13 protein-coding genes are annotated in these 11,533 nt (G+C 67.7%); all 13 read right to left on the bottom strand.

Annotated elements, in window-relative coordinates:
• The coding region (locus V7026_RS09580; RefSeq protein ID WP_443082340.1) for a type IV pilus assembly protein FimV at window positions 1-531 on the bottom strand (531 nt) is incomplete at its 3' end.
• A 190-nt stretch (window positions 532-721) separates the two neighbouring features.
• Entirely contained in the window at window positions 722-1,840 is a 1,119-nt protein-coding gene (gene asd / locus V7026_RS09575; RefSeq protein WP_334155156.1) for an aspartate-semialdehyde dehydrogenase, read from the bottom strand.
• Between the two features lie 255 nt (window positions 1,841-2,095).
• The gene (leuB, locus tag V7026_RS09570) at window positions 2,096-3,166 is read right to left on the bottom strand and encodes a 3-isopropylmalate dehydrogenase (protein ID WP_334155155.1); all 1,071 of its coding nucleotides are present in this window, start codon (window positions 3,164-3,166) and stop codon (window positions 2,096-2,098) included.
• A gap of 73 nt (window positions 3,167-3,239) precedes the next feature.
• Window positions 3,240-3,893: a 3-isopropylmalate dehydratase small subunit gene (gene leuD, locus V7026_RS09565; protein ID WP_334155154.1), complete on the bottom strand. Its 654-nt coding sequence runs from the start codon at window positions 3,891-3,893 to the stop codon at window positions 3,240-3,242.
• 5 nt (window positions 3,894-3,898) lie between these two features.
• The gene (locus V7026_RS09560) at window positions 3,899-4,027 is read right to left on the bottom strand and encodes an entericidin A/B family lipoprotein (RefSeq protein WP_068606618.1); all 129 of its coding nucleotides are present in this window, start codon (window positions 4,025-4,027) and stop codon (window positions 3,899-3,901) included.
• A 17-nt stretch (window positions 4,028-4,044) separates the two neighbouring features.
• The gene (leuC, locus tag V7026_RS09555) at window positions 4,045-5,466 is read right to left on the bottom strand and encodes a 3-isopropylmalate dehydratase large subunit (protein WP_334155152.1); all 1,422 of its coding nucleotides are present in this window, start codon (window positions 5,464-5,466) and stop codon (window positions 4,045-4,047) included.
• A gap of 106 nt (window positions 5,467-5,572) precedes the next feature.
• Window positions 5,573-6,883, bottom strand: a complete 1,311-nt coding sequence (gltA, locus tag V7026_RS09550) for a citrate synthase (protein WP_334155151.1) — start codon at window positions 6,881-6,883, stop codon at window positions 5,573-5,575.
• A 27-nt stretch (window positions 6,884-6,910) separates the two neighbouring features.
• Window positions 6,911-7,207 carry an FAD assembly factor SdhE gene (locus tag V7026_RS09545; RefSeq protein WP_334155150.1) on the bottom strand — a complete coding sequence of 99 codons (297 nt, stop codon included), beginning with the start codon at window positions 7,205-7,207 and terminating at the stop codon, window positions 6,911-6,913.
• A gap of 25 nt (window positions 7,208-7,232) precedes the next feature.
• A complete protein-coding gene (locus V7026_RS09540; RefSeq protein ID WP_068606612.1) occupies window positions 7,233-7,934 on the bottom strand; it encodes a succinate dehydrogenase iron-sulfur subunit in 702 nt (233 codons plus the stop codon).
• Window positions 7,935-7,958: 24 nt separating this feature from the next.
• The gene (gene sdhA, locus V7026_RS09535) at window positions 7,959-9,764 is read right to left on the bottom strand and encodes a succinate dehydrogenase flavoprotein subunit (protein ID WP_334155149.1); all 1,806 of its coding nucleotides are present in this window, start codon (window positions 9,762-9,764) and stop codon (window positions 7,959-7,961) included.
• 3 nt (window positions 9,765-9,767) lie between these two features.
• Window positions 9,768-10,133 (bottom strand): succinate dehydrogenase, hydrophobic membrane anchor protein, encoded by a 366-nt coding sequence (sdhD, locus tag V7026_RS09530; RefSeq protein WP_068606608.1) that lies wholly within the window; start codon window positions 10,131-10,133, stop codon window positions 9,768-9,770.
• Between the two features lie 25 nt (window positions 10,134-10,158).
• Window positions 10,159-10,590 carry a succinate dehydrogenase, cytochrome b556 subunit gene (sdhC, locus tag V7026_RS09525; protein ID WP_334155148.1) on the bottom strand — a complete coding sequence of 144 codons (432 nt, stop codon included), beginning with the start codon at window positions 10,588-10,590 and terminating at the stop codon, window positions 10,159-10,161.
• A gap of 153 nt (window positions 10,591-10,743) precedes the next feature.
• On the bottom strand, window positions 10,744-11,520 hold the full coding sequence (locus V7026_RS09520; RefSeq protein WP_334155157.1) for a GntR family transcriptional regulator: 777 nt from the start codon (window positions 11,518-11,520) through the stop codon (window positions 10,744-10,746).
• Between the last annotated feature and the right edge of the window lie 13 nt (window positions 11,521-11,533).

Genomic DNA, 11,533 nt, shown 5'->3' with positions numbered 1-11,533 from the left:
GCGCGCCCGGACCGTGGCATCCAAGGCGGAAACGGGCTCGTCGAGGACCAGCAGGTTGGGCGGGTCGAACAGCAGGGTGTAGCCCCGCAGCAGCTCGCCGCCTGCCCAGCGGGCCTGCACCACCAGATCGAGGAAGGGCTCGGACACCGGACGGGCGCTGCGCACCACGATGACCGTGCGCCCGTCCGTGCGCCGCTGCACCTCCAGCGACACGTCCTGCAGCAGGGCGTTGAATTCCAGATTGGCGGCGCGAAAACGCTCCGCCGGTGCAATGCCGACCTGCAGGCCGGCGGCCTCGGCGTCGGTGATGGCGGGCACGTCGATTTCGGCGCGCAGCGGCTCGCCCAGTTGCGACTGGACCGACACCCGACCCAGCGCCAGGGCCCACGCATTGCCCGCCAGGGTCGAGGCCAGTGCCGCCGCCAATGCGATGCCCCGCCAAGCACCGCCCGCACACCACCCCCCGCCACCAGCCGGGCGGCCGACGGTCGGCAGGGATGGCGGGCGCGGGGAGGAGCGGGGTTTCGGCACAGGGATCCTTTGTGGGCGCATCACGGAAGCGGCGTCAAAACACCTTAGCATCAATGTGTTACGGCGACAAGCTGACGGCGTGCCGCAACCGCCGCGCGCCACCCGTTGCCGTCCCGCCGATCCGCGGGGCGTTGCAGCCGAGCAACGCCCAGCGGGCCAGGCGCTCCGGGATGCCCCGACTATACCGCCGTCAGGCCCCGAGCAGGATGCGCAGCATGCGGCGCAGCGGCTCGGCCGCGCCCCACAGCAGCTGGTCGCCGATCACGAAGGCCGAGACGTACTCCGGCCCCATGTTCAACTTGCGCACGCGGCCCACGCCCACCTGCAGTCCGCCGGTGATGGCCGCCGGGGTCAGCTCCTTGACGGTGAGGGCGCGGTCGTTCGGCACCCACTTGACCCAGGGGTTGCCGCTCTTGATGATCGATTCGATTTCCTCCAGCGGCAGGTCGCGCTTGAGCTTGAGCGTCAGCGCCAGGCTGTGGCAGCGCATGGCGCCGATGCGCACGCACAGACCATCGACGGGGATGGTCTGCTCGGTGCCGAGGATCTTGTTGACCTCGGCCTGGCCCTTCCACTCCTCCTTGGACTGGCCGTTGGGCAGCTGCACGTCGATCCAGGGGATGAGGCTGCCGGCCAGCGGCGCGCCGAAGAATTCGGTCGGCACGTCCTCGCGGATCGCCTGCGCCACCCGGCGGTCGATCTCCAGGATCGCCGAGGTGGGGTCGGCCAGCAGCTCGGCCACGGCGCCGTGGATCACACCCATGCCCTTGAGCAGCTCGCGCATGTTGTTGGCGCCGGCGCCGCTGGCGGCCTGGTAGGTCATGGAGCTGACCCACTCCACCAGGTTCTCGCGGAACAGGCCGCCCAGCCCCATCAGCAGGATGGAGTTGGTGCAGTTGCCGCCGATCCAGTTGCGGCCGCCGGCGGCCAGCGCCTTGCGGATGACAGGCTCGTTGACCGGGTCGAGGACGATGACCGCGTCCGGCTCCATACGCAGGGCGCTGGCGGCGTCGATCCAATGCCCCTGCCAGCCGGCGGCGCGCAGCTTGGGGAACACCTCCTTGGTGTAGTCGCCGCCCTGGCAGGTGATGACGATGTCGCACTCGGCCAGCGCGGCGAGGTCGTGCGCGTCGCGCAGCGTCTGGTGCGCCTTGGCCTGCGCCGGGGCGGGGCCGCCGGCGTTGGAGGTCGAGAAGAAGATCGGCTCGATCAGGTCGAAGTCGCCCTCGGCGACCATGCGGTCCATCAGGACCGAGCCGACCATGCCGCGCCAGCCGACCAGGCCGACCTTGTTGCCAACGTTGCTCATCGCGTGTGCCCTTTCAGTAGAGGAAGTGGGGGAAACCCTTCTGCTGCCCGGCTCGTCTGGCCGGTTTGGGCGCACGACGAACCAGGCTGGAATCAGCCGGTAATGGTGGTCGTGGTTTTGGTGGTGGCGCGCGCGCCGGCCGCGGCCGGGGCCGCAGCGGGGTTCAGCAGGAACGGACAGAGCGCGAGCATTATGGCCCGATTCTAACGGAACCGACCTGAGGCGAAGCTGACGATACGGGCGCCTGCAGCGCCCTCAGCCCAGCGCCCGCACGACCGCATCGCCCATCGCTGCGGTGCCGACGACGGTGCAGCCCTCGCTGGCGATGTCAGCGGTGCGCAGACCGTCGGCCAGCACCTTTTGCACCGCTGCCTCGATGCGGTCGGCCGCCTCGGGTTGCTTGAGCGAGAAGCGCAGCATCATCGCCGCGCTCAGGATCGTGGCCAGCGGGTTGGCCACGCCCTTGCCGGCGATGTCCGGCGCGCTGCCGTGGCTCGGCTCGTACAGGCCCTGGCCGCGCTCGTTCAGGCTGGCCGACGGCAGCATGCCGATCGAGCCGGTCAGCATCGCCGCCTCGTCCGACAGGATGTCGCCAAACATGTTGCCGGTGACGAGCACGTCGAACTTCTTCGGTGCCTTGACGAGCTGCATCGCCGCGTTGTCGACGTACATGTGCTCCAGCTCGACGTCGGGGTAGTCGCGGTGCACCTCGGTGACGACGTCCTTCCAGAACTGGAAAGTCTCCAGCACATTGGCCTTGTCGACGCTGGTGACCTTGCGGCGGCGCTGGCGCGCGGCCTCGAACGCCACGCGCGCGATGCGCTCGATCTCCGGGCGGCTGTAGCGCATGGTGTCGAACGCTTCCTCGGCACCGGCGAACGCCCCGTCCGGCGCGCTGCGGCGGCCGCGCGGCTGGCCGAAGTAGATGTCGCCGGTCAGCTCACGGATGATCAGGATGTCCAGTCCCGCCACCAGCTCGGGCTTGAGGCTGGAGGCGTGCGTGAGCTGCGGGTAGCAGATCGCCGGGCGAAAGTTGGCGAACAGCCCAAGCGCTTTGCGCAGGCCGAGGATGGCCTGCTCCGGCCGCAGCGGGCGCGGCAGCGTGTCGTACTTCCAGTCACCCACGGCGCCGAACAGCACCGCGTCGGCCTGCTGGGCGAGTTCGAGCGTCGCGGGCGGCAGCGGATGGCCGGCCACCTCGTAGGCGGCGCCGCCCACCGGGGCGGTTTCCATCTCCAGCGGCAGAGCCAGGGCTTTGAGCACCTTGACGGCCTCGGCGACGATCTCGGGCCCGATGCCGTCACCGGGCAGAATGGCGATCTTCATGGATGTCCTGATGATGTGGGGCAGGCCCGGCCAGAGGCGGTCCCAGCCGTGCCGGGGAGTGTGGGGCGGGCGGTCAGCCGGCGAAGGTGCGCGCCAGCCACGGGAAGCGGGCCAGCCGCTCGGCCTCGAAGGCGCGGATCTTGTCGGCGTGGCGCAGCGTCAGGCCGATGTCGTCCAGCCCGTTGAGCAGGCAGTAGCGGCGAAACGGCTGCACCTCGAACGCGATCTCGGCGCCGTCGGGCTGCACGATGACCTGGCGCTCCAGGTCGATCGTCAGCTCGTAGCCGGGGAAGGCGTGCACGTCGTGAAACAGGCGGTCGACCGTGGCCTCTGGCAGCACGATCGGCAGCAGGCCGTTCTTGAAGCAGTTGTTGAAGAAGATGTCGGCAAAGCTCGGTGCGATCAGCGCGCGAAAGCCGTACTGCTGGATCGCCCACGGCGCATGCTCGCGGCTGGAGCCGCAGCCGAAGTTCTGGCGCGCCAGCAGGATGCTGGCGCCCCGGTAGCGCGGCTGGTTGAGCACGAAGTCCGGGTTGGGCTTGCGCTGGCTCTCCGGCACGCCGGGCTGGCCCGGTTGGTCCAGATAACGCCACTCGTCAAACAGATTGGGGCCGAAGCCGGTCTTGCGAATCGACTTCAGAAATTGTTTGGGGATGATGGCGTCGGTGTCGACGTTTTCCCGGTCGATGGGCGCGACGAGCCCCTTGTGGATGGTGAAGCGCTCCATTTACTTTACTTCTTGCCAGCGTCCTGGATGACCTGGCCACCTTTCTGGATGTCCTTGCCGAGCCCCTGAACCGTGTTGCAGCCCGCAAGCAGCAGGCCCAGACAGGCGAGGGTGCAGCACAGCGCGCGTTTCATGGTGAACTCCTGAGGGGTTAGACGAACTGGCGCACGTCGACGAAATGCCCGTGGATCGCGGCGGCCGCCGCCATCGCCGGGCTGACCAGGTGCGTGCGCCCACCGGCACCCTGGCGGCCTTCGAAGTTGCGGTTGCTGGTCGAGGCACAGCGCTCGCCGGGCTCCAGCCGGTCGGCGTTCATGGCCAGGCACATGGAGCACCCTGGCTCGCGCCACTCGAAGCCCGCGGCGCGGAAAATCTCGTGCAGTCCCTCGCGCTCGGCCTGCTCCTTGACCTGACCCGATCCGGGCACGACCATCGCGAGCTTGACGTTGCGCGCCACCTTCTGGCCGAGCTTGCGCACCACGGCCGCCGCTTCGCGCATGTCCTCGATGCGGCTGTTGGTGCACGAGCCGATGAACACCTTGTCCACCGCGATGTCGGTCAACGGCTTGCCCGGTTGTAGGCCCATGTACTGCAGAGCGCGCTCCATGGCGCTGCGCTTGACGGGGTCCTTCTCCTTGTCGGGATCGGGCACGCGCTCGGTCACGGCCAGCACCATTTCGGGCGAGGTGCCCCAGGTGACCTGCGGCAGGATCTGGGCAGCGTCCAGCTCGACCACGGCGTCCCAATGGGCGTCGGGGTCGGAGTGCAGGGTGCGCCAATGGGCGACGGCCTGATCCCACTCCACCCCGCTGGGGGCCATGGGCCGACCGCGCACGTACTCGAGGGTCTTGTCGTCCACCGCCACCAAGCCGGCGCGCGCGCCCGCCTCGATGGCCATGTTGCAGACCGTCATGCGGCCTTCCATGCTCAGCGCTCGGATGGCGCTGCCACCAAACTCGATGGTGTAGCCGGTGCCGCCCGCGGTGCCGATGCGCCCGATGATGGCCAGCACGATGTCCTTGGCCGTGCAGCCGGGCGGCAGCGTCCCCTCCACGCGGATCAGCATGTTGCGGGCCTTTTTGGCCAGCAGTGTCTGCGTGGCCAGCACATGCTCGACCTCGCTGGTGCCAATGCCATGCGCCAGCGCACCGAACGCACCATGGGTGCTGGTGTGGCTGTCGCCGCACACCACCGTCATGCCGGGCAGGGTGGCGCCGTTTTCCGGCCCGATGACGTGCACGATGCCCTGCCGCTTGCTCAGGAACGGAAAATACGCCGCTGCCCCGAACTCGCGGATGTTGGCATCCAACGTGACGATCTGCTCCTTGCTGATCGGGTCGGCAATTCCGTCGTAGCCGTGTTCCCAGCCGGTGGTGGGGGTGTTGTGGTCGGCGGTGGCGACCACCGACGACACGCGCCACGGCTTGCGGCCGGCCACCCTCAGCCCCTCGAAGGCCTGCGGGCTGGTCACCTCGTGCACCAGATGGCGATCGATGTAGAGGATGGCGGTGCCGTCCTCCTCGGTGTGGACGACGTGCTCGTCCCAGATCTTGTCGTAAAGGGTGCGTCCCATGGCGGAGGGGAAAGGCGTGGGCGGCCTGCCATTGTAGGCCGCGACGAACGGGGCGCGTCAACGGCGGTGCCGGGGATCATCCCGCGGGCACCGCCGCCTGGGCCGATCAGCGCTGGGCGATCGGCACGACGTCGCGCTTGGCCGCGCCGGTGAAGAGCTGGCGCGGACGGCCGATCTTGTACTCGGGGTCGCCGATCATCTCGTTGAGCTGGGCGATCCAGCCCACCGTGCGCGCCAGCGCAAAGATGCCGGTGAACAGGTTGACCGGGATGCCGATGGCGCGCTGCACGATGCCGGAGTAGAAGTCCACGTTCGGATAGAGCTTGCGCTGCACGAAGTAGTCGTCTTCCAGCGCGATCTTCTCCAGCGTCTTGGCCAGCTTGAACAGCGGATCGTTCTCCAGTCCCAGCTCGCCCAGCACTTCGTTGCAGGTCTCCTGCATCAGCTTGGCGCGCGGGTCGTAGTTCTTGTAGACGCGGTGGCCAAAGCCCATCAGGCGCACGCCCGAGTTCTTGTCCTTGACCTTGGCGATGAATTCACCGATCTTGTCCACGCCGCCCATGGCCTGGATTTCCTCCAGCATGTTCAGGCACGCCTCGTTGGCGCCGCCGTGGGCCGGGCCCCACAGGCAGGCCACGCCCGCGGCGATGGCCGCAAACGGGTTGGTGCCGGAGCTGCCGCACAGGCGCACGGTGGAGGTGGAGGCGTTTTGCTCGTGGTCCGCGTGCAGGATGAAGATGCGGTCCATCGCGCGCTCGAGCACCGGGTTGACCTTGTACTCCTCGCATGGTGTGCCGAACATCATGCGCAGGAAGTTGCCCGCGTAGCTCAGGTCGTTGCGCGGATACATGTACGGCTGGCCGATGCCGTACTTGTAGGCCATGGCCACCAGGGTGGGCAGCTTGGCGATCAGGCGGATGGCCGCGATCTCGCGGTGCTGCGGGTTGTTGATGTCGGTGCTGTCGTGGTAGAAGGCCGACATGGCGCCGACCAGGCCCGTGAGCACCGCCATCGGGTGCGCATCGCGGCGGAAGCCACGCAGGAAGAACTGCATCTGCTCGTTGACCATGGTGTGCATGGTCACGCGCTTGGTGAAGTCGGCTTTTTGGTGTTCGTTGGGCAGCTCACCGTACAGCAGCAAATAGCAGGTCTCGAGGTAGTCGCACTGCGTGGCGAGCTGTTCGATGGGGTAGCCGCGGTAGAGCAGCTCGCCCTTGTCGCCGTCGATGTAGGTGATGGACGACTGGCACGACGCCGTGGACAGGAACCCGGGGTCGTAGGTGAACATGCCTGTCTGGGCGTAGAGCTTGCGGATGTCGATCACGTCCGGACCCACGGTGCCGGAGTAGATCGGCAGCTCGACGCTGGGCGCGCCGTTGGAAAACGACAGCGTGGCTTTGTGGTCTTGCAGTTTCATGCGGATTCCTTGGGTCTAGCGGGGGAGCTACGGGGATGACGGCGCGTCGGCCCGCGGCGGGGTGCGCAGCAGGGCCAGCACGTCGACGACCTCGGGGGTCGCCAGCGCGCCGTCGGGCTCGCGGCGGCGCAGCAACAGGTCGAGCAGATCGTTGTCGCTCAGGTCCATCAGCGCTTCCAGGCCGCGGGCCTGCCGCACGGTGAGGGCCTGGCCGTGCCGATCGAAAAAGCGCTCGATGAACAGATCGTTTTCGAGCAGACCGCGGCGGCAACGCCAGCGCAGCTTGCTGAGCTGGCGTTCGTCGAGCCGTGCGCGGTCGTCCATGGCCGGGTTCGTGAGCGCGGGGCGGTCAGACGGCGCGGCGCACCATCAGTTCCTTGATCTTGCCGATGGCCTTGGTGGGGTTGAGGCCCTTGGGACACACATCGACGCAGTTCATGATGGTGTGGCAGCGGAACAGCCGGTACGGATCTTCCAGGTTGTCCAGGCGCTCGCTGGTGGCCTGGTCGCGGCTGTCGGCGATGAAGCGGTAGGCCTGCAGCAGGCCGGCCGGGCCGACGAACTTGTCCGGGTTCCACCAGAAGCTCGGACAGCTGGTGGAGCAGCTCGCGCACAGGATGCACTCGTACAGGCCGTTGAGCTCTTCGCGCTCTTCGGGCGACTGCAGGCGCTCCTTTTCGGGCGGCTGGGTCTCGTTGATCAGGTACGGCTTGATCGAGTGGTACTGCTTGAAGAACAGCGTCATGTCCACGATCAGGTCGCGCACCACGGGCAGGCCCGGCAGCGGCTTGAGCACGATGGTGTCGGGCAGCGTGCGCAGGTTGGTCAGACACGCCAGCCCGTTCTTGCCGTTGATGTTCATCGCGTCGGAGCCGCAGACGCCCTCGCGGCACGAGCGGCGAAACGCCAGCGTCGGGTCGATCTCCTTGAGCTTGATCAGCGCGTCCAGCAGCATGCGCTCGGTGGTGAGCTCCACCTCCAGCGTCTGCATGTAGGGCTTGGCGTCCTTGTCCGGGTCGTAACGGTAGATCTTGAAGATGCGTTTGGCCATGGAAAAACCTCCGGCGTGGGGACGTCAGAACGTGCGGACCTTGGGCGGAATCGACTCGACCGTCAGCGGCTTGAGGTTGACCGGCTTGTAGGTCAGGGAGTTGTCGGCGCTGTGCCACAGGGTGTGCTTCATCCACACCTTGTCGTTGCGGCCCAGCGGGCACTCGGCGTCGTCCGGGCCACGCTCGTAGTCCTTGACGGTGTGCGCACCGCGGCATTCCTGGCGGGCGGCGGCGGACGTCATCGTGGCCTGGGCGGCTTCGATGAGGTTCTCGATCTCCAGCGCCTCCACGCGCGCCGTGTTGAACACCTTGGACTTGTCCTTGAGCACGATGGCGCCGACGCGCTCGCGCAGCGCGTTGATCTTGCGCACCCCCTCGTCCATGCTGGCCTGGGTGCGGAAGACGCCCGCGTGCTGCTGCATGGTGGCGCGGATGTCGTTGGCCACGGCCTGCGCATACTCGCCGTCGGTGCGCGATTCCAGGCGGCTGAGCCGCTCCAGCGTGCGCTCGGCGGCGTCCTTGGGCAGGTCCTTGTGCTCGCGACCGCGGTCGAGGTGGGCCACGATGTGGTTGCCGGCCGCGCGGCCGAACACCAGCAGGTCCAGCAGCGAGTTGGTGCCGAGGCGGTTGGCGCCATGCACCGACACACAGGAGCACTCGCCGACCGCGTACAGGCCGTTCACCACCTTCTGGCCGCCCTGGCCGTCCGGCACGACGACCTGGCCGTTGATGTTGGTCGGGATGCCGCCCATCTGGTAGTGGATGGTCGGCACCACCGGGATCGGCTCCTTGGTGATGTCGACGTTGGCGAAGTTGATGCCGATCTCGTACACCGACGGCAGGCGCTTGTGGATCGTCTCCGGGCCCAGGTGGTCGAGTTTGAGCAGGATGTAGTCCTTGTTCGGCCCGCAGCCGCGGCCTTCCTTGATCTCTTGGTCCATGCAGCGGCTGACGAAGTCGCGCGGCGCCAGGTCCTTGAGCGTGGGCGCGTAGCGCTCCATGAAGCGCTCGCCGTTGCTGTTGAGCAGGATCGCGCCCTCGCCGCGGCAGCCTTCGGTGAGCAGCACGCCCGCGCCGGCCACGCCGGTCGGGTGGAACTGCCAGAACTCCATGTCCTGCAGCGGGATGCCGGCGCGCGCGGCCATGCCGAGGCCGTCGCCGGTGTTGATGAAGGCGTTGGTGCTGGCGGCGTAGATGCGCCCGGCACCGCCGGTGGCCAGCAGCGTGGCCTTGGCCTCCAGGATGTAGACGTCGCCGGTCTCCATCTCCAGCGCGGTCACACCCACCACGTCGCCGTCGGCGTCGCGGATCAGGTCCAGCGCCATCCACTCGACGAAGAACGTGGTGCGCGCGGCGACGTTTTGCTGGTACAGCGTGTGCAGCATCGCGTGGCCGGTGCGGTCGGCCGCGGCGCAGGCGCGCTGCACGGGTTTTTCGCCGTAGTTGGCGGTATGACCGCCGAACGGGCGCTGGTAGATGGTGCCGTCCGGGTTGCGGTCGAACGGCATGCCCATGTGCTCCAGCTCATAGACGACCTTAGGCGCCTCGCGGCACATGAACTCGATGGCGTCCTGGTCACCCAGCCAGTCCGAGCCCTTGACGGTATCGTAGAAGTGGTAGTGCCAGTTGTCCTCGGACATGTTGCCCAGCGACGCGCCGATGCCGCCCTGCGCGGCGACGGTGTGCGAGCGCGTCGGGAACACCTTGGACAGCACCGCGACGTTGAGGCCAGCGCGCGCCAGTTGCAGCGACGCGCGCATGCCGGAGCCACCGGCGCCGACGATCACCACGTCGAAGCGCCGGCGGGGAAGGTTCGCAGTCAGGGTCATGGCTTACAGCCTCCAAAGCACTTGAAACGCCCAGCCCGTGCAACCGACCAGCCAGACGAGGGTGAACACATGCAGGGCCAGGCGCAGGCCCACGGGTTTGACGTAGTCCATCCAGATGTCGCGCACACCCACCCAGGCGTGCCACACCAACGCGATCACCACGGCGAAGGTGAGGAACTTCATCCACTGCGCCGCAAAGATGCCGGCCCAGGTTTCATAGCCGATGGGGCCGGAGGTGAAGATGACCTGCGCCAGCAGGACCACGGTGAAGAGAGCCATGAGCACCGCCGTGACGCGCTGGACCATCCAGTCGCGCAGGCCGTAGTGGGCGCCGGTGACGACGCGCTTGGAGCCGTAGTTGACCGCCATTTGTCGTTACTCCGTCAGGGGGGAATCAGTACAGGCCGAACAGCTTGGCGCCCAGCACGACCGTCAGGCCCAGGCTCAGCGCCAGCGTGACGATGGCCGATGAGCGGCCGTAGGCCTTGTCCACCTTGTGGGTGGCGTCCATGATGAGGTGGCGCACGCCGGCGCAGAAGTGGTGCAGATAGGCCCAGATCAGTGCCAGCGCCACCAGCTTGACGAACCAGCCGGGCACGAACCCGATCCCGGCGGAGAACGCCGTCGTGAAGCTGCCATAAGACAGCTCCGACGACAGCGAGGTGTCCATCATCCAGACCACGAACGGCAGCAGCAAAAACATCAGGGCGCCGCTCACACGGTGCAGGATCGACACCCAGCCCGCCGGCGGCAGGCGGTAGGTCGTCAGGTCCTTGAAGGCGTTGATGTTGCGGAACTCGGGCCGCGCAGGGCGCAAGGGCGTCATGGGGTTTTCTCCTGGGGGTCAGAACGTGCCACCATGGTCGGCAAGGCCGTTGGCGGCCATGACGGCGAACTCGTTATGGTTCATCAGGTCGCTGACGGGGAACTGTCATATTCTATTGCAATGCAGCATGACGAAGGGGTGGCGGGAAGGGGGCTAGCTGAGCTCGTTGCGGTAGTGGTGCCGGTCGGTACGGTACAGGCCGCGGCGCAGTTCCATCGGCACACCGTTGTAGGTATAGGCTAGACGCTCCACGCTCAGCAGCGGGGTGCCGACGGGGACCTGCAGGCGCTCGGCAGCCGTCTCGCTGGCGGCGACCGCCTTGATGCGTTCTTCGGCGCGCACCATGCGCACACCGAATTGCGTCTCGAACAGGGCATACATGGGGCCGGCGTGCTCGGACAGCGTCTCTAGCGTCAGGCCACGAAAGGCGCTGCCCGGCAGCCAGAGGTCCTCCAGAATCGTGGGGGTGCCCTGGAAGGACAACACGCGGCTGACTTGCACCACCGCATCCCCCGCGCGCAGTTGCAGGGCCGCGGCCACCTCGGCGCTGGCGCGCATGCGCCGGCAGCCCAACACCTCGCGCATCGCGGGGCCTTCGCTGTCCAGCGTGCCCACGTCGGGGTGCAGGCGCAGAAAGCGGTACTGGATGTGCTGCTCGGCGTGGGTGGCGACGAAGGTGCCTCTGCCTTGCCGGCGCACCAGCAGGTTGTCGGCGGCCAGCTCGTCAATGGCTTTGCGCACCGTGCCCTGGCTGACCTTGAAACGCGCGGCCAGCTCGATTTCGCTGGGGATCAGGTCGCCAGGTTTCCATTCGCCGGCCTGCAGGCTGTGCAGGATGAGTGTCTTGATCTGCTGATACAGCGGGCTGAAGGCGGGCGTGGAGGTGCCGGCGGCAGGTGCGGCCGCGCCGGCCGAGCCCTCCGCGCCCAGGGCGGGGGATGGG

This window comes from Tepidimonas sp. (assembly GCF_036825565.1).
Taxonomy (GTDB): domain Bacteria; phylum Pseudomonadota; class Gammaproteobacteria; order Burkholderiales; family Burkholderiaceae_C; genus Tepidimonas.
The sequence above is the reverse complement of the archived record's forward strand: the minus strand, read 5'-3'. Positions and strand labels throughout refer to the sequence as shown.

What these genes read in the sequence shown, in the direction of transcription:
- asd (WP_334155156.1), bottom strand. Translation starts at nt 1,840, where the DNA reads ATGAGCAACGTTGGCAACAAGGTCGGCCTGGTCGGCTGGCGCGGCATG.
- leuB (WP_334155155.1), bottom strand. Translation starts at nt 3,166, where the DNA reads ATGAAGATCGCCATTCTGCCCGGTGACGGCATCGGGCCCGAGATCGTC.
- leuD (WP_334155154.1), bottom strand. Translation starts at nt 3,893, where the DNA reads ATGGAGCGCTTCACCATCCACAAGGGGCTCGTCGCGCCCATCGACCGG.
- V7026_RS09560 (WP_068606618.1), bottom strand. Translation starts at nt 4,027, where the DNA reads ATGAAACGCGCGCTGTGCTGCACCCTCGCCTGTCTGGGCCTGCTGCTT.
- leuC (WP_334155152.1), bottom strand. Translation starts at nt 5,466, where the DNA reads ATGGGACGCACCCTTTACGACAAGATCTGGGACGAGCACGTCGTCCAC.
- gltA (WP_334155151.1), bottom strand. Translation starts at nt 6,883, where the DNA reads ATGAAACTGCAAGACCACAAAGCCACGCTGTCGTTTTCCAACGGCGCG.
- V7026_RS09545 (WP_334155150.1), bottom strand. Translation starts at nt 7,207, where the DNA reads ATGGACGACCGCGCACGGCTCGACGAACGCCAGCTCAGCAAGCTGCGC.
- V7026_RS09540 (WP_068606612.1), bottom strand. Translation starts at nt 7,934, where the DNA reads ATGGCCAAACGCATCTTCAAGATCTACCGTTACGACCCGGACAAGGAC.
- sdhA (WP_334155149.1), bottom strand. Translation starts at nt 9,764, where the DNA reads ATGACCCTGACTGCGAACCTTCCCCGCCGGCGCTTCGACGTGGTGATC.
- sdhD (WP_068606608.1), bottom strand. Translation starts at nt 10,133, where the DNA reads ATGGCGGTCAACTACGGCTCCAAGCGCGTCGTCACCGGCGCCCACTAC.
- sdhC (WP_334155148.1), bottom strand. Translation starts at nt 10,590, where the DNA reads ATGACGCCCTTGCGCCCTGCGCGGCCCGAGTTCCGCAACATCAACGCC.